Genomic DNA, 16,671 nt, shown 5'->3' on the forward strand with positions numbered 1-16,671 from the left:
GCGACCGAGTGCGCTCAGCCGTGCTCGCGCAGGTAGGCGAGCTGTGCCCGCACCGAGGCCTCGGCGGCCGGCCGCACCGCGGCATCGGTCTCGGCGTAGACCGTGTCGACGACGCGGGCGACGGTCGCCGGGTCGGCCGGATCGGCGTCGAGGCGGCGCAGCACGGCACGCACCTGGTCGAGCCGTTCGGCGCGGTGGGCGAGGTACTCGTCGCAGATGTCGCCGAGGTCCTGCAGCACCGGCCCGTGGCCGGGGAGCACCGCGACGTGCGCGCGAACGGCATGGCCGCCGGTGCGGTTGCCGGGGCGGTCGCCCGCGCGGCCGAGTGTGCGCAGGTGTTCGAGCGAGTCGAGGTAGGGGCCGAGCGCGCCGTCGGGGTCGGCGATGATGCTCGTGCCGCGGCCGAGGATCGTGTCGCCCGTGAGCACCGACCCGTGCGGGCTGTCGTCGGGCAGCGAGAAGCAGACCGAGTCGGCCGTGTGGCCCGGCGTCGCCAGCACGTCGATCACGACGCCCGCAGCCTCGATGCGCTCGCCGTCGACGAGCGGCTTCGCGTCGACGCAGTACACGGGGTCGATCGCGCGCACCGGGGCGGAGGCCAGCTCGGCGAAGCGCGCGAGGCCGTCGCGATGGTCGCCGTGGTTGTGGGTGAGCAGCACGAGCTCGACGGTGCCGAAGCCCGCCAGGCGTTCGAGGTGCGCCTCGTCGAGCGGGCCCGGGTCCACGACGACGACGCCCGCGGCGCCGGGTGCGCGCAGCACGTACGAGTTCGTGCCCTCGAGGGTCATCGGCCCCGGATTCGGGGCGAGCACGCAGGTCGCGAACCGCGAGACGGCCACCGGGGGAGTCGAGGCGCGCAGGGGATGCCGAAGCCGATCGCTCATGCTCCGAAGTGTACGACTCCGCAGTGGCGCCCGGGCTCGCCGCGAGACGGCAGCCGGGTGCGGTTCGGGGCCGACCGCTCTACTGTGGAAGGCATGTCCGCCGAGCTCGATGCCCTCATGGACGACACGGTCGACGGGTTCGCCGCGACCGTGGTGCTCCTCCGCGACGGCGAACGCGGCGTCGAGGTGCTCCTCGCCGAACGCCCGCACCGCGGTTCCTTCGCCGACGCGTGGGTGTTCCCCGGCGGGGCGGTCGATGCAGCGGATGCCGCGGGCGGAAGCCTCGACGCAGAGGTCGCCGCGCGGCGCGCCGCCGTGCGCGAGACGTTCGAGGAGGTCGGCCTCGAGCTGGCCGCCGAAGACCTGGTGCCGTTCTCGCACTGGACGCCGCCGCCCGGATCGCCCAAGCGCCTGCGCACCTGGTTCTTCGCGGCGCGCGTGCCGGAGGGCGAGCTCGTGCTCGCGCCCGACGAGCTCGTCGCCGTGCAGTGGATCCGCCCGATCGACGTGCTCGAACGGCACGCGACCGGCGGCATGACGCTCTGGCCGCCGACCTGGGTGACGGTGCACGGACTCACGCACGCGGCATCCGTCGACGAGGCGCTCGCCGAGCTGCGCGGGGGCGAGATCCGCCCCTACATCTCGCGCTACAACGACGACCGCACGGCCGTCCTCTGGCAGGAGGACGAGGCGTTCGACGCCGACGCCGAGCATGCGCAATCGCATGCCGTGCCCGATGACGCGCCGGACGCGCAGGGCAACCGGCACCGGCTCATGATGGACCGGCTGCCGTGGATCTACATGAACACGTTCTGATGCGGCGATCGGCGTGCAGGCGGTGACCCGATGACCGACGTCACCGTCGTCGGCAGCGGGCCGAACGGGCTCGTCGCCGCGGTCGTCGCGGCGCGAGCCGGACTCTCGGTGCGCGTGCTCGAGGCCGCCTCGACGCTCGGCGGGGGCGTGCGCACGGCCGAGCTCACCCTGCCGGGGTTCCGGCACGACGTCGGCTCCGCGGTGCATCCGGCCGCGCTCGCCTCGCCGGTGTTCCGGCGGCTCGGGCTGCTCGAGCAGGTCGACTGGCTCGTGCCCGAGGCGTCGTACGCGCATCCGCTCGACGGTGGCCGGGCGGGCATCGCCTGGCGCGACCTCGACCGCACGGTCGACGAACTGGGTGCTGCGGGGCCCGCCTGGCGCCGGCTCGTCGCGCCGCTGCTCGCCCGCGAGCGCGGCGTCGTGGCGTTCACCGGCTCGCAGCTGCTGCGCGTGCCCCGCGACCCTGTGGCCGCCGTGCGCTTCGGCCTGCGTGCGCTCGAACAGGGGTTGCCCGCGCTCTGGAACGCCCGCTTCCCCGGCGGCCTCCCCGGCGAGATCGCCGAGGCGCTGCTGACGGGCGTCGTCGCCCATGCGGCCGGACGGATGCCCTCGCTCGCGTCCGCCGGCGCCGGGCTGCTGCTCGCGATGCACGGGCACGGCGTCGGCTGGGGGTTCCCGCGCGGCGGCTCGCAGGCCATCGCCGATGCGATGCTCGACGAGCTGCGCGAGCGGGGCGTCGAGATCGTGACGGATGCCGCGGTGCAGCGCCTCTCCGAGGTGCGCGACTCGCGCGTGGTGCTGCTCGACACCAACCCCGAGCTGCTGCTCGGCGAGGCCGGCCTGCCGCCCCGATACCGGCGCGCGCTGCAGCGGTACCGGTACGGTTCGGGCGTCGCGAAGGTCGACTTCGCCCTCGACGGGCCGGTGCCATGGGCGAATCCGCTCGTCGGGCGGGCGCCGACCGTGCACCTCGGCGGCACGCGCGCCGAGATCGCGGCCGCCGAGAACGCCGTGCACGGCGGACGCCAACCCGGGGTCGGCGCCGCGCCGCGGCATCCGTACGTGCTCGCGACCCAGCCGAGCGTGCTCGACCCGACCCGCGCGCCGGCGGGCAAGCACGTGCTCTGGGCGTACACGCATGTTCCCGCCGGTTCGACGTTCGACGCGACCGAGCTCGTCACGGCCGAGGTCGAGCGGTTCGCACCGGGGTTCCGCGACCTCGTGCTCGCGTCGGCGTCGAGCACGGCGACCGACATGGCGGCGCGCAACGCCAACTACCTCGGCGGCGACATCTACGCGGGCGAGATGACGCTCGCGCAGCTCGTGAAGCGGCCCGTGGTCTCGCCGGCGCCGTGGCGCACCCCGTTGCCAGGCGTCTACCTCTGCTCGAGCGCGACGCCGCCCGGGCCGGCCGTGCACGGCATGAACGGCTGGTTCGCGGCCAGGCTCGCGCTGCGCGAGCGGTTCGGGGTGCGGTCGGTCGAGTAGCGGAGCGTATCGAGACCCTGGCGCCGCGTGGTCTCGATACGGCGCTGGCGCGCCTCCTCGACCGGCGGAAGGCGTGCGGGCGTAGCGTGAGGGCGTGGACTGGTTCGGCTGGTTCGATGCGCACGACTACGAGATCGCCCGCGAGGTGCTGCAGCGCGGGGTCGCCGTGCTCGCGCTGGTGGCGTTCGTCTCGACGCTGAACCAGTTCCGGCCACTGCTCGGCGAGCACGGCCTGCTGCCCGTGCCCGAACTGCTGCGCGCGACCGGCGGGCGGCTGCGCGGTCCGAGCGTGTTCCGCTGGGGGTACACCGATCGTCGCCTCGTGGCCGTCGCGACGACGGGGGCCGTGCTCGCGGCATCCGTCGTGCTCGGCCTGCCGCAGCTGGGTCCGCCCTGGGTGCCGCTGCTCGTCTTCGTCGCGCTCTGGGTGAGCTACCTGTCGATCGTGAACGTCGGGCAGACCTTCTACGGCTTCGGCTGGGAGATGCTGCTCTGCGAGGCGCTCTTCACCGTCGCGTTCCTCGGGTCGCAGCAGGTGCCGCCGCCGCTGCTCGTGCTCATCGCGGTGTGGTGGCTCGTGTTCCGCCTCGAGTTCGGCGCGGGCACGATCAAGATCCGCGGCGGGCGCGAGTGGCGCGACCTCACCGCGCTCATGTACCACCACGAGACGCAGCCGATGCCGGGCCCGCTCAGCCGGCAGGCGCATCTGCTGCCGCCGTGGTTCCACCGCGCCGAGGTGCTCGGCAACCACGTCGCTCAGCTCGTCGTGCCGTTCCTGCTGTTCGTGCCATGGATCGGCCCCGTGCCGGTCGGCGCGATCGCGGCCGCCGTGGTCGTCCTCACGCAGCTCTGGCTCATCGTCACGGGCAACTTCGCGTGGCTCAACGCGATCACGGTGGTGCTGGCTGCGGCGGCGATCCCCGACTCGGTGTGGCATGCGGTCATGCCGGCGATCCCGGCGTCGCTCGCGCCGGGCGCGTCAGGGACGGATGCCACGACGAGCCCTCTCTGGTGGATCATCGTCGTGCTCGCGGCATCCGCCCTGCTGCTCGTGCTCAGCTGGTGGCCGCTGCGCAACCTCGTGTCGCGCCGTCAGCTCATGAACGCGAGCTTCAACCGGTGGATGCTCGTGAACGCCTACGGCGCGTTCGGCACGGTGACCAAGCGTCGCATCGAGATCGTCGTCGAGGGCACTCTGGCGCCCTCGCCGGGTGGGCCGGGCGGGGTCGAGCTCGACGAGGACTGGCGCGAGTACGCGTTCAAGGGCAAGCCCGGCGACGTGCGCGCGGTGCCGCGGCAGTGGGCGCCCTACCACCTGCGGCTCGACTGGCTCATGTGGTTCCTGCCGCTCGGGCGCATGTGGGAGCCGTGGTTCGAGGTGTTCCTGCTGCGACTGCTGCAGGCGGATGCCGCGACGCTGCGCCTGCTCGCCCGCGATCCGTTCGGCGGGGCGCCTCCGGCGCGGGTGCGCGTGAGGGCGTACCACTACCGGTTCGCGACGCACCGGGAGCATCGCGAGTCGCGGGTGCGCTGGGTGCGCACGCTCGAGGGCGAGGTCATGGCGCCGACGTCGCTGCGGGGCTGACTCGCCGGCCCGGGTCAGGCCTGTGCGGCCTCAGCGGGGCGGTGCTCGATGTCGTCGACATGCGCCCTCGGCATCGCGATGCCGCCCGCGATCGTGACGACCGCGGCCACGAGCACCGCGACGAAGACGGCCGTCGACGCGGCGTGGATCGCGACGGGGGAGTGGTCGCCGAGCCCCGACCGGGCGATGACGCCGTTGGCGACCGCGCCGAAGATCGCGACGCCGACCGCGCTGCCCATGGAGCGCAGGAACATGTTGGCGCCCGTGACGACGCCGCGCTCGGACCACGGCACCGACGACTGCGCGGCGATGAGGGTGGGCGAGGCCACGAGGCCCAGGCCGAGGCCGACGATGAAGCAGGCGATCGCGGTGGTCCAGACGTTCGGCTCGAGCGAGGCCGCGACGAGCGCCGCCGAGCCGAGCACCGCGACCGCGAGGCCGATGAGCGCCGTGCGCCGGAAGCCGATGCGCAGGAACAGCCGCCCCGACTGGCTCGCCGCGATGGGCCAGCCGAGCGTCAGCGCCGCGACCGCGAGACCCGAGATGAGCGGGCTCGCGCCTGCGGTCGCCTCGAGGAAGGTCGGAACGTACGAGGTCAGCCCGATGAGCACGGCCCCGACGCCGAGCGAGATGAGCGAGGTCGTCACGATGAGCCGGCGCGAGAACACCCACAGCGGCAGCACCGGCTCGGCCGCCCGGCGCTCGATGAACACGAACGCGACGAGGAGCAGCGCGCCGACGGCGAAGGCGCCGATCGACTGCCACGAGAGCCAGGCCCACGCCTGGCCGCCCTCGAGCACCGCGAGAATGATCAGGGTCGACGCGATCGTCAGCGCCGTCGCGCCCGCGAAGTCGATGCGGTGCTTCTCGCGGGCGACGGACTCGTGGTAGCCGCGGATCAGCATCCAGGCGGCGATCAGGCACAGCGGGATGTTGACGAAGAAGATCCAGCGCCACGACGCGAACTCGGCGAAGAGCCCGCCGAGCGTCGGGCCGACGACCGAGGAGACCGCCCAGACGCTCGCGATGTAGCCCTGCACCCGCGCCCGCTCGCGCACCGTGTAGATGTCGCCCGTGATCGTGATCGACACGGGCAGCACGGCGCCGGCGCCGAGGCCCTGCACGGCACGGAACACGATGAGCGAGGTCATGTCCCATGCGAATCCGCAGAGCACGGAGCCCACGAGGAACAGGCCGATGCCGATGAGCATGATGGGCTTGCGGCCCACGGTGTCTGCGAGCTTGGAGTACACCGGCACCGACACGGCCTGCGCGAGCAGGTAGATCGAGAACAGCCACGGGAACTGCGTGAAGCCGCCCAGGTCGGCCACGATCGACGGCACCGCCGTCGCGAGGATCGTGGAGTCGATCGCGATGAGGCCCGTGGCCAGCATCACGGCGACGAGCACGGGCCCGCGCTCAGAGCGGAATCCGACGGCAGCGGTCTCGGTCACGTTCCCCCTCGCGTGCGGGCGCGTTCGAGCGCGCACACAGAAGGCCAACGCGCTCGCGCCGGATTCATTCCGCGCCGTCAATCGCTTTTCTCAGGAGCCACCTCCGGAAACAGGGCTGTTCTCAGGAGGATTTCGCCCGATTCCGGGCATCCGGCCGAAAACTCCTGAGAAAAGCTCTGGGCGAATAGCGGATCGAACTCGCCGGGTCAAGCAGATGCGCCCGGCGCAGCCGCGGGCTACGTTCGGATCATGCCGATCCGAACGAAGCGAGTGGCGCCCCAGGCGCCGCCGGCCACCCAGATCACGACCGACAGCGCCTCGCACGCGCCCGAGGTGAAGATCCGCTCGTTCCGCATCGGCTTCATCGGTGCGCTCGGGGTGCTGCTCGCGCTCCTGCTCGGCGGAATCCTCGCAGAGCTCGGCACCGTGCTGCTCTACGTCGCGCTCGCGCTGTTCCTCGCCCTCGGCCTCGACCCGGTCGTCAGTTGGCTGCAGCGGCGGAAGCTGCCGAGATGGGCGGCGATCCTCATCGTGTTCGCGGGGGTCATCGGCATCTTCGTCGGCCTCATCGCCGCGATCGTGCCGATCATCGTCGAGCAGACCCAGTTCATCGTCAAGAACTGGGACGAGATCCGCGACAACGTGCTGCACAGCGACTTCGTGGCCTGGCTGAACGCGCTCGGCGGCGGCGATCACGCGATCGACGACGCCATCGCCTCGGCCGGCGACTGGCTCGCCGACCCCGCGAACCTCGGCGCCCTCGGCGGCGGCATCCTCGCGGTCGGGGTCGGCATCGCGGGCGGCTTCACCGGCGCGACGATCGTGCTGATCCTCACCCTCTACTTCCTCGCCTCGCTCGACTCGATGAAGCGCTACTCGGTGCGGTTCGTGCCCGCCAGCTCGCGCGGCAGCTACCGCGAGGTGACCGAGGAGATCACGGGATCGGTCGGCCGGTACGTGATCGGCCAGTTCTCGCTCGGTGCGATCAACGGCGTGCTGAGCCTGATCTTCCTGTCGATCATCGGTGCGCCCGCCCCGATCCTGCTGGCGTTCATCGCCTTCCTGCTCTCGCTCGTGCCGCTCGTCGGAACCCTGAGCGGCGCGATCATCATCTCGCTGGTCTGCCTCGCGGCCTCGCCGCTCACCGCGCTCGTCGCGGCGATCTACTACGTCGTCTACATGCAGGTCGAGGCATACGTGCTGAGCCCGCGCATCATGAACCGGGCGGTGGCCGTTCCCGGTGCGCTCGTCGTCATCGCCGCGGTCGCCGGCGGCACCCTCGGCGGCGTGCTCGGCGCGCTCGTGGCGATCCCGGTGGCGGCCTCGCTCATCATCATCGTCGAGAAGGTCATCTTCCCCAGGCAGGATGCCCACTGACGAGGGCGACTCGCCCTCACGGGGGCGCGTCGGCAACCTCTGGTCGGGCGTGCGGAGTTCGCTCTCAGACGGGGTGCGGCGCGCGCGAGGGCTCTTCGACCGCCGCACGCTGAAGTCGGATGTCTCGTCGGGCCTCGTGCTCGGTCTCGAGAGCGTGCCCGACGGGCTCGCATCGGGGCTGCTCGCCGGCGTCAACCCGCTCGCGGGCCTGTACGGCTACCTCTTCGGCATGGTCGGGGCGGCCTTCGCCACGGGCAGTGCGTTCCTGGCCGTGCAGGCGACGGGCGCGATGTCGCTCGTCGTCTCGGACAGCGGGCTCGACACCCGGCCCGACCCCGACCGGGCGCTCTACACGCTCGCGATCCTGACCGGCGTGATGATGCTCATCGCGGGGCTGCTGCGCGCCGGGCGCCTGCTGCGATTCGTGCCCACCGCCGTCATGACCGGGTTCATCACCGCCGTCGGCGTCAACATCATCCTCGGCCAGCTGTCGAACTTCACCGGCTACGACGCCGAGGGCGGCAACCGCATCGTGCGCACGCTCGACCTGGTCGCCCACCTCTGGCGCGTCGACCTGCCGACGACGGTCGTCGGACTCGTCACCGTCGGCCTCATCCTCTGGCTGCAGCGCACCCGTCTGCGCTCGCTCGGCCTCGTCGTCGCGATCGTGCTCGGGTCTGCGCTCGCCGCGGCGTTGAACGGCTGGTTCGGGGCCTCGGTGATGACGATCCAGCAGATGGTCGACGTGCCGAGGGGCCTGCCGGGGCCGGTGCTGCCGGTGCTCGACGACGTGGTGTTCCTGCTCGTGCCCGCGCTGTCGCTCGCGTTCGTCGGGCTCGTGCAGGGCGCGGCGGTCTCGGCCGCCTTCCCGAATCCCGACGGCCGGCCGGTCCCGGCCTCACGGGACTTCCTCGGCCAGGGGGCGGGCAACCTCGTGGCGGGCGTCTTCCAGGGCATGCCCGTCGGCGGCTCGATGTCGGCATCGGCGCTCGCCGTCGCGGGCGGTGCGAAGACCCGGCTCTCGCTCTTCATCGCGGGCGCGGTGATGGCGGTGACCATCCTGCTGTTCTCAGGGCTCGTCGGCTTCGTCGCGATGCCCGCGCTCGCGGCGCTGCTCATCGTCGTCGGGTTCGGCACGATCAAGCCGGCGCAGGTCTACTCGGTTGCACGCTCCGGGGCGTTCCCGCTCACGATCATGGCGGTCACGTTCGTGCTCACGCTCGTGATCCCGCTGCAGTTCGCGGTGCTCGTGGGCGTCGCGCTCGGCATCGTGCTCTTCGTCGCCGACCAGTCGAACTCGGTGCGCGTGCGCCAGCTCGAGCTCGTCGAGGACGGACGCATGCGCGAGGTCGCGCCCGTCGACCACATCGGCTCGAACCGCGTCGTCGTGCTCCAGCCCTACGGCAGCCTCTTCTTTGCGAGCGCACCCCGCTTCGAGTCGCAGCTGCCCACGGTCGACGAGCGCACGCGACGCGCGGTCGTCGTGCTGCGCCTGCGCGGCATCGACCAGCTCGGCTTCGCCGCGATCGACGTGCTGAAGCGGTACGGACGCGACCTCGAACAGCGGGGCTCGCGTCTCGTGCTCGTCGTCTCGAGCGACCGGGTCATGAAGCAGCTCGAGCTCGCCGGACTCGCGGCCGAGCTCGGCGAGGGCGGCATCGTGCGCGGCAACGAGTGGATCGGCGCCGGCGTGCGCGACGCCGTGCACGACGCGCGCAGCTGGGTGCGGGCCGACCCCGATCGCGGCTGATCGGTACTCCCGCAGGAACGCGGCGATCTCCCGCAGGAACACGGCGAGCGGATGGCGCCGGGCCGGCGCCGAGCGGTCAGTCGACGAACGCCGCCATGTCGGGCACCGCCTCGGGCAGGCCCGATGCGCGGATCAGGTCGACGATCTCCCACTTCTCGGGGTCGTGATCGTCGCGCTCGTCCGAGGCCTTGACGAAGAGCGGCTGCCCGTCGACGAGCTCCTGCGCCGGGGTCCAGTGCGGTCTGCGGTTCAGGTACGAGAAGGCGTCACCGCGCAGCAGCCCCGAGAACACGGCGGCGACGATCGTGGAGCCGACGGCGCCGAGTCGCTCGCCGTCGTGCTGCACGCTCGCCTCCTTGAGGATGTAGACCCACAACGACTCCTCCAGGGGCTGCAGGCCCTCGAGCGGCCGGATGTGCAGGGCATGCGCGATCTCCGTGGCGGGCGGCAGTTCCATCTTCCAGCCCCGACGGATGTTCAGCACGGCCAACGGGTTCGGGTTCGGGCCGCCGGGGATGTCGAACACCGACCTGCTGAGGTGCGTGTCGATCTTGTGGGCCATCTGCGGGAAGATCGGCTTCACGGATGACGCGAAATCGAAGTACCAGTCCCACTGCAGGGTGTGCTTGGCCGGCAGCTTCGATCCCCCGCGCAGGTCTGCCGGGCCCGGCACCGGGACGGCCGGTCGGGTCGTGCCCGGCGACGCGAAGATGGGCTTGCCGAATTGCGCGCCGACGCCGCCCTGCAGCGGGAAGTTGATCTGGTACCCGCCGCGGATCATGGAGTGCCCGAAGCGGTAGGCCGCCGCCGAGAACTCGACCGGCATGAACGGGTTCTCGCTCCAGTCGTAGACGTCCTTGAGCCCGTAGGTCACGGTGTAGAAGGGGCCGTCGCCGTCCCCGGCATCCTCGTCGAACGCGATGGCCCTGGCGAACACCTCGGGGTCGACGATCCGCGACACGAAATCGTTCCAGACCAGGTACTGGTAGAACCAGACCGTGATGCGCTGGGCCTCGAGGAACTGCTCCCGACCCGACTTCGTCGTGGCATCCGACGCCGCCGCGAGCTTGCGCAGCGTGGCGTTGTGCGCACGCGCGAACGCGAGCTGGAGCTGCGACACGATGATGTTCTCGTCGTTGCGGGGGTCGCCGATCATCGCGACGCCGTCGGCGTTGCGCTGCAGGTCGGGCTCGATGCCCGACGGGTTGGCGCCGAACCCGGTCTTGAGGAATCCGCTGAAGCCGTCGTGCAGCACCTCGGCATGGTCGTAGAGGTAGGGCTGGTCGTCGGGGCCCCGGCCGTAGAGACTGTCGAGGTCGAACCGCGGCGAGCGGAAGTTCTGCAGCCCGTCGGGGTCGTTGTGCCTGGTCAGGCTCGACTGCGGGTCGAAGGTGATGTCGTGGTCGATGAACTGGCCGAAGTACGTGTAGCCCACGGGCGTCGCGCTGTCGGGCGGGGTGTCCTCCGTGAACATCTCGTCGACGGCGAAATCGCTGATCGCCTGGAGCTGGTCGGCCTCGGTCGTTCCGGGCGGCGACCACGTGGTGAACCCTCGGCCGAAGAGTCGCCCGAAGCGCCCCTCATGACTGCGGGAGTGCGGGACTTCCTGGTGCACGATCGAGTGCGCTCTGGCGTGTGGCATGGCTCTCGTCCTTCGGGGTGGCGCCGGAGTGCTGCGACGGCGCGGCAGGTCGTCGCAGCGGCTCCGGGTGAACACCGCGAGCGTACGTTCGAGATGAGCAATGCTCATCAGTGCTGACCCTGACGAGCGGAGAGCGGATGCCGCGGGGTCGGCGTTGCGTTCGTCGGGCGAGCCCGCCGGGCCTCAGAACCAGATGCTGAGGTGCGGGGTTCGCGGCGCGTGGAAGAGCCGGTCGGCGAGGGCGAGCGAGCCCGGAGCGAGCTCGGCGATGCGTCCGGCGCGGGCGAGCACCGACGGGCGCGTGCCGCCCAGGTAGATCGACGCGAGCTCGCGGGCGTCGAGCCGCAGGCCATGCGCGGCCTGCACGCGCGAACGACGACCGGAGCGGGGGTGGCTGCTCGCGGCATCCGTCGCCTCATCGGCCCGGCGTGCGTCGTCGGCCCTGCGCACCTCGGCGCGGCCGTCGCCCGAGACGTCGAGCACGAACGTGCCGTCGGCGTGCCCGAGCGGGTCGGCGATCTCGAGGGTGAGCGTGCCTGCCGCGCTGTAGCCGCGGGCTGTGAGGGCCGCGACCGGGTCGAGCACGCGCAGCCAGAGGTGGTCGGATACGTCGTGCAGGCTCACCGCGCGCGGGTCCTCGAGGAGCCACGGCAGCGGTTCGTCGACGCTGCGCAGGCGCACGCGGATCTCGGTCACGAAGTCCTGCTCGACGAGGAAGCGCCAGAGCGCGCGCTCGGCGTCGTCGGTCGCGGCGACGAAGAGGTCGCATTCGACGGCGCCGGGCTCATCGGGCGCCCGCACCACGCGGAACGCGACGAAGCCCTGCGCCTGCCCCGACGCGTCGTCGTAGCGCGCCAAGCGGATCGCGCGGGCGTCGGCGCTGTTCGGGTCGACGAGCCCGAGGTGGCGCTCGAGCAGCCCCGGCCAGCGATCGATCTCGCCCGGGGTGCGGGCGACGGCGCGGCGGGCGACGGCCGGGGCCTTGCCGATGAGGTCGGCGGGCTCCACGAACTGCACGCGGCCGGGCGCCTCGGGGCCGGTCCAGTGCACGCGCCGCCGGTCGACGTGCACGGTCGCAGCGGATGCCGCGGGGCCGAAGCCGTAGCGACCGTAGATGGTCGCCTCGGTGACCGTGAGCATGGCGAGCGAGGCGCCGGCGGCCTTCGCGTAGCGGAGTTGGGCCTCGAGCAGCGCCCGGGCGATGCCGCGACGGCGATGCGTGGGCGAGACGGTGACGGCGCTCACGGCCCACGCGTCGACGCTGCGGCCGCCCGGCACGCTGAGGCCCGACGGCCAGCCGTCGACCGTCGCGACCGGCACCTGCGGGTCGTGCGCCGTGGGGTCGTAGACGCCGCGGACGTTGCGCTGGCGCGCGATCTGCAGCGAGCGTCGCAGCTCGGCCGCTTCGGGGCGCGCATGGTGGAACCCGCGGGTCTCGGCCTGCACCCAGGCCTGCAGCGCCGCTTCGTCCGCCGGGTCGAGTGCGCGATAGTCGAGTCCGCGTCCGGCGAGCGCGTTCACCGCGGTGGGATCGGCCTGAACGCTGTGCGGATCGAACATCTCCCCAGCGTACCCATGGGCGCACATCCGGGGCAGAATGGACCCATGAGTGGGCAAGCGCTTTCCCGAATCGAGCACGCGATCGACGGGAGACATCCGTCGCGATCCGTGTTCCGGCTGCTCGGCCTGCATCGCGGTCGGGTGCTCGGTGCAGTCGCCTTCTTCAGCGTGAAGGACACCCCGCTCTGGCTGCTGCCCGTCATCACGGCTGCCATCATCGACGTCGTCGTGGCGGGCGGACCGCTGTCGACGCTCATGGTCTGGGCGGCCGTCGCCGTCGTCGCGCTCGCGCAGAACTACCCGAACCACGTGCAGTACACCCGCTTGTACATGGGGGCCGTTCGGGCCATCGGCGCCGAGTTGCGCAATGCGCTCGCGGCCCGGCTGCAGGCCCTGTCGATCGGGTTCCACTCGCGGGCCAACTCGGCCGTCGTGCAGACCAAGGTCGTGCGCGACGTCGAGAACATCGAGGTCATGCTCCAGCAGACGGCGCATCCGCTGCTCTCGGCGACCATGGTGCTCGTCGGCGCCGTCGTCATGACGGCGATCAATGTGCCCGCGTTCCTGCCCGTGTACGCGCTCGCGATCCCTCTCGCGGTGATGCTGCGAGCCGTGCTCAACCGCCGCAGCGCCACGCGCAACGCCACGTTCCGACGTGAGGTCGAGCAGTTCTCGGCGCGCGTCGGCGAGATGGCCACGCTCCTGCCGATCACGCGCGCCCATGGGCTCGAGCAGACCGCCGTCGATCGGGTCGCGCACGGCGCGGAGGGCGTGCGCGTGGCGGGCTTCCAGCTCGACCTGCTGAACGGCCGCTTCGCCTCGCTCTCGTGGGTGAGCCTGCAGCTCCTGGGCGTCGGATGCCTCGTGCTCGCCGCCTGGATCTCGATCACCGGACTCATCCCGATCACGCCGGGCCAGGTCGTGCTGCTGAGCTCGTATTTCGCGCTGCTCACGGGTGCCGCGACGAACCTGCTCATGCTGCTGCCGATCATCGCGCGCGGCACGGAATCGATCCGCTCCATCGGCGAGGTCATGCAGGACCCCGACCTCGAACGCAACGAGGGCAAGCGCCACGTCACCGAGGTGCGCGGCGACCTGAGCCTCGAGCGCGTCGGCTACCGCTACGACGACGGGCCGGGTGCGGCCCTCGACGACGTGACCCTCGACATCCGCGCGGGGGAGACCGTCGCCTTCGTGGGCTCGTCCGGATCTGGCAAGTCGACGCTGCTCAACCTCGTGCTGGGGTTCCTGCGGCCCACGAGCGGGCGCGTGCTCCTCGACGGCGCCGACATGGAGGAACTCGACCTGCGCACCTTCCGCAGCTTCGTTTCGGTCGTGCCGCAGGAGTCCGTGCTCTTCGAGGGGAGCATCCGCGAGAACATCGTCTACGGTCTCGGCGAGGTCGACGACGCCCGGGTGCTCGCCGCCCTCCGAGACGCGAACGCGCTCGAGATCGTCGAGGCCCAGCCCGACGGGTGGAGCACCGTGGTCGGCGAGCGCGGAGCACGCCTCTCGGGCGGCCAACGGCAACGCCTCTCGATCGCCCGGGCGCTCGTGCGCGACCCGCGCGTGCTGCTGCTCGACGAGGCCACGAGCGCGCTCGACCCCGAGTCCGAGGCGAAGATCAAGGTCGCGCTCGAGCACCTCATGCGCGGGCGGACGACCCTCGTGGTCGCGCACCGGCTCTCGACGATCCGTTCGGCCGACCGCATCGTCGTGCTCGAGCACGGGCGCATCGTCGAGATCGGGTCGCATGCCCAGCTGCTCGCCGCCGGCGGGCGCTACGCCGAGCTGCACCGGGTCCAGTCGGCGTAGTGATCGCCCCCCCGAACGCCTCGATCCCCTCCCGTCGAGATGACGAGAGGGGATCGAGGCGATGCGGTGAGCGGCGCTGCGGTGTGCGGCGCTGCCGTGTGCGGCGCTGCCGCGCGAGCCTACGCGCGCACCGACGCCCGCAGATGCGGCGCCACGGCCGTCTCGAACGCGCGCGCGGTGCGGTCGACGACGTCGGGCCATGCGGTGTCCCAGATCTCCTGGTTGAAGATCTCGACCTCGATGTCGCGGTCGTACCCGGTGGCCTCGACGGCTGCCGTGAGGCTCGCGAAGTCGATCACGCCGTCGCCCGGCTCATGCCGCGAGAGCAGCACGTCGGCCTCGAGCGGGGCCCTCCAGTCGCAGACCTGGTAGGTCGCGATGCGGCCGGATGCCCCGGCGCGGGCGATCTGCGCGAGCACGTCGGGATCCCACCAGATGTGGAACGTGTCGACCGCGACACCGACGACCGCAGGGTCGAACGGCCGTGCGAGGTCGAGCGCCTGACGCAGCGTGGAGACCACGGCCCGGTCGGACGCGTACATCGGGTGCAGCGGCTCGATCGCGAGCGTGACCCCAGCGGATGCCGCGTGCGGGGCCAGCTCGTCGAGGGCGTCCGCCACGCGCGACCGGGCGCCGAGGAGGTCGGTCGACCCCTCGGGCAGGCCGCCCGCGACGAGCACGAACACGGGCGTGCTGCCCGGAGCCCCGGCGGCCGCGAGGGTCGCCGTCTCGTCGATGCCGCGACGGTTGTCGTCGATCGAGGCACGTCGCTCGGGGCCCTCGGGCATGGTGAAGAAGCCCCCGCGGCAATACGTCGAGAACCGCAGGCCCGAGTCCGCGAGACGGCGGGCCGCCTCGTCGAGCCCGACGGCCTGCACGGGCTCGCGCCAGAAGCCGATCGACTCGTATCCGCCGTCGGCCGTGACCCGCAGGGCCTCCGCGAGCGAGGCGTACTTGATCGTGGCCTGGTTCATCGAGAGGCGTGGGTGGGCGCTCATGCGAGCACCTCCTCGTCGACGGATGCCGCGTCGACGGCATCCGCCGACGCGGAGTCCTCTGACGTGCCGGCGGCATCGGCCGCGCCGCGCGCCCGGGTCGCGGCATCCGCTCGGCTCGCGGCATCCGTCGCCGGTGCCGACGTGACCTCGACGCCGTTCAGCGTGAGGAGCGAGTGCCAGCGGGCCGCCGCGAGTTCGGGGCGCTCGAGGGCGCCCGACGCGTTCGCGAGTTCGACGATGCGCGAGAGGTGCGGCAGGCTGCGAGCCGCGTGCAGGCCGCCCACCATCTGGAATGCCGCCTGGTGGCCGTTCAGCCAGGCCAGGAATGCGACGCCCGTCTTGTAGTAGTACGTGGGCGCGGCGAAGACCTGCTGCGAGAGCGGCTCGGTCGGCGCGAGGATCTCGCGGTACGCCGCGACGTCGCCGCGGTCGAGCGCCTGGATCGCCGCCGACGCGTTCGGCGCGAGGCACGAGAACGCGCCGAGCAGCGCGTCGGAGTGGCCCTGCTCGTCACCCTCGATGAGCCCCACGTAGTGGAAGTCGTCGCCCGTGAACATGCGCGCCGACGCAGGCAGGCGTCGCCGAACGGCGATTTCGGCGTCGGCGTCGAGCAGGCTCATCTTGACGCCCTGCACCTTGTCGCCGTTGTAGCCGATGATCTGCAGCAGGGTCTCGGCCGCGGCATCCGTGTCCTCGGAACCGAAGTAGCCGGCCAGGCTGGGGTCGAACGCGGTGCCGAGCCAGTGCAGCACCACCGGCGTGCTCGCGGCGGCGAGCACCTCGCGGTAGACCCGGCGGTAGTCGTCGGCCGTGCGTGCCGCGCGCGCGAGATGGCGGCTCGCCATGAGCACGACGCCCGCACCCGCGTCCTCGGTGTGGTGCAGCTGCTCCTTGTAGGCGTCGATGACCCGGTCGAGCGAGATCTGCTCCTCGTCGATGTGGTCGGTGTTCACGCCCACGACGAGCTTGCCGCCGACCGACGCCGCCTCGGCCGCGCTGCGCGAGATGAGCTCGCGCGTGGCCGCCGCGTCGAGGCCCATGTTGCGCTGGGCCGTGTCCATGGCGTCGGCCACCCCGAGACCCCACGACCACACGTGGTGGCGGAACGCCAGCGTCGCGTCCCAGTCGATCTCGGCCGGCTGCCCCGGCGTGTTGTCGGCGTGGGCCTTGGGCACGACATGCGCGGCCGCGTACGCGACTCTGCCGGCGAGCGGATGCCGCGGCTTCGCGAACGCCGGAGCCTCGGCGAGGCCCGCGGAACGCAGCGTTCCGTCAGGGTCGAGGAGGGTGAGCGAGGTCATG

Annotated in this window: 12 protein-coding genes; 6 read left to right on the plus strand and 6 right to left on the minus strand. The window is 72.0% G+C overall.

All coding sequences use genetic code 11. The features are described from left to right. Positions 1 to 14 precede the first annotated feature (14 nt). Positions 15 to 884, minus strand: a complete 870-nt coding sequence (locus AC3IPY_RS04660) for an MBL fold metallo-hydrolase (protein WP_489187020.1) — start codon at positions 882 to 884, stop codon at positions 15 to 17. 93 nt (positions 885 to 977) lie between these two features. Here AC3IPY_RS04660 and AC3IPY_RS04665 point away from each other — a divergent pair, with 93 nt between their 5' ends. From AC3IPY_RS04665 to AC3IPY_RS04675, 3 genes are all read left to right on the plus strand, one after another. After that, complete coding sequence (locus tag AC3IPY_RS04665) at positions 978 to 1,700, plus strand: NUDIX domain-containing protein (protein ID WP_489187022.1); 723 nt, start codon at positions 978 to 980, stop codon at positions 1,698 to 1,700. A 30-nt stretch (positions 1,701 to 1,730) separates the two neighbouring features. After that, entirely contained in the window at positions 1,731 to 3,188 is a 1,458-nt protein-coding gene (locus AC3IPY_RS04670; protein ID WP_489187023.1) for a phytoene desaturase family protein, read from the plus strand. A 94-nt stretch (positions 3,189 to 3,282) separates the two neighbouring features. Further along, positions 3,283 to 4,773: a lipase maturation factor family protein gene (locus AC3IPY_RS04675; protein ID WP_489187024.1), complete on the plus strand. Its 1,491-nt coding sequence runs from the start codon at positions 3,283 to 3,285 to the stop codon at positions 4,771 to 4,773. Positions 4,774 to 4,787: 14 nt separating this feature from the next. On the opposite strand, the gene AC3IPY_RS04680 is transcribed toward AC3IPY_RS04675, so the two are convergent. Next, the gene (locus AC3IPY_RS04680) at positions 4,788 to 6,227 is read right to left on the minus strand and encodes an MDR family MFS transporter (RefSeq protein ID WP_489187025.1); all 1,440 of its coding nucleotides are present in this window, start codon (positions 6,225 to 6,227) and stop codon (positions 4,788 to 4,790) included. A gap of 249 nt (positions 6,228 to 6,476) precedes the next feature. Between AC3IPY_RS04680 and AC3IPY_RS04685 the strand changes: the two genes are divergently transcribed. Then, complete coding sequence (locus AC3IPY_RS04685; RefSeq protein ID WP_489187026.1) at positions 6,477 to 7,604, plus strand: AI-2E family transporter; 1,128 nt, start codon at positions 6,477 to 6,479, stop codon at positions 7,602 to 7,604. Beyond that, positions 7,594 to 9,354 (plus strand): SulP family inorganic anion transporter, encoded by a 1,761-nt coding sequence (locus AC3IPY_RS04690; RefSeq protein ID WP_489187027.1) that lies wholly within the window; start codon positions 7,594 to 7,596, stop codon positions 9,352 to 9,354. Before AC3IPY_RS04685 ends, AC3IPY_RS04690 begins: the two co-directional genes overlap by 11 nt. A 76-nt stretch (positions 9,355 to 9,430) precedes the next feature. On the opposite strand, the gene AC3IPY_RS04695 is transcribed toward AC3IPY_RS04690, so the two are convergent. After that, positions 9,431 to 10,996: a peroxidase family protein gene (locus AC3IPY_RS04695; RefSeq protein ID WP_489187029.1), complete on the minus strand. Its 1,566-nt coding sequence runs from the start codon at positions 10,994 to 10,996 to the stop codon at positions 9,431 to 9,433. A gap of 183 nt (positions 10,997 to 11,179) precedes the next feature. After that, complete coding sequence (locus AC3IPY_RS04700) at positions 11,180 to 12,556, minus strand: GNAT family N-acetyltransferase (RefSeq protein WP_489187030.1); 1,377 nt, start codon at positions 12,554 to 12,556, stop codon at positions 11,180 to 11,182. Positions 12,557 to 12,601: 45 nt separating this feature from the next. On the opposite strand from AC3IPY_RS04700, the gene AC3IPY_RS04705 reads away from it, so the two are divergent. After that, complete coding sequence (locus tag AC3IPY_RS04705) at positions 12,602 to 14,371, plus strand: ABC transporter ATP-binding protein (RefSeq protein ID WP_489187031.1); 1,770 nt, start codon at positions 12,602 to 12,604, stop codon at positions 14,369 to 14,371. 119 nt (positions 14,372 to 14,490) lie between these two features. Here the strand turns inward: AC3IPY_RS04705 and AC3IPY_RS04710 are convergent, their stop codons facing one another. Both AC3IPY_RS04710 and AC3IPY_RS04715 read right to left on the minus strand, forming a co-directional pair. Continuing rightward, on the minus strand, positions 14,491 to 15,369 hold the full coding sequence (locus AC3IPY_RS04710; protein ID WP_489187033.1) for a sugar phosphate isomerase/epimerase family protein: 879 nt from the start codon (positions 15,367 to 15,369) through the stop codon (positions 14,491 to 14,493). Next, on the minus strand, positions 15,366 to 16,670 hold the full coding sequence (locus tag AC3IPY_RS04715) for a dihydrodipicolinate synthase family protein (protein ID WP_489187035.1): 1,305 nt from the start codon (positions 16,668 to 16,670) through the stop codon (positions 15,366 to 15,368). The genes AC3IPY_RS04710 and AC3IPY_RS04715 overlap by 4 nt, the downstream gene beginning before the upstream one ends. Position 16,671 lies beyond the last annotated feature (1 nt).

This window comes from Agromyces sp. GL_144 (genome assembly GCF_057834305.1).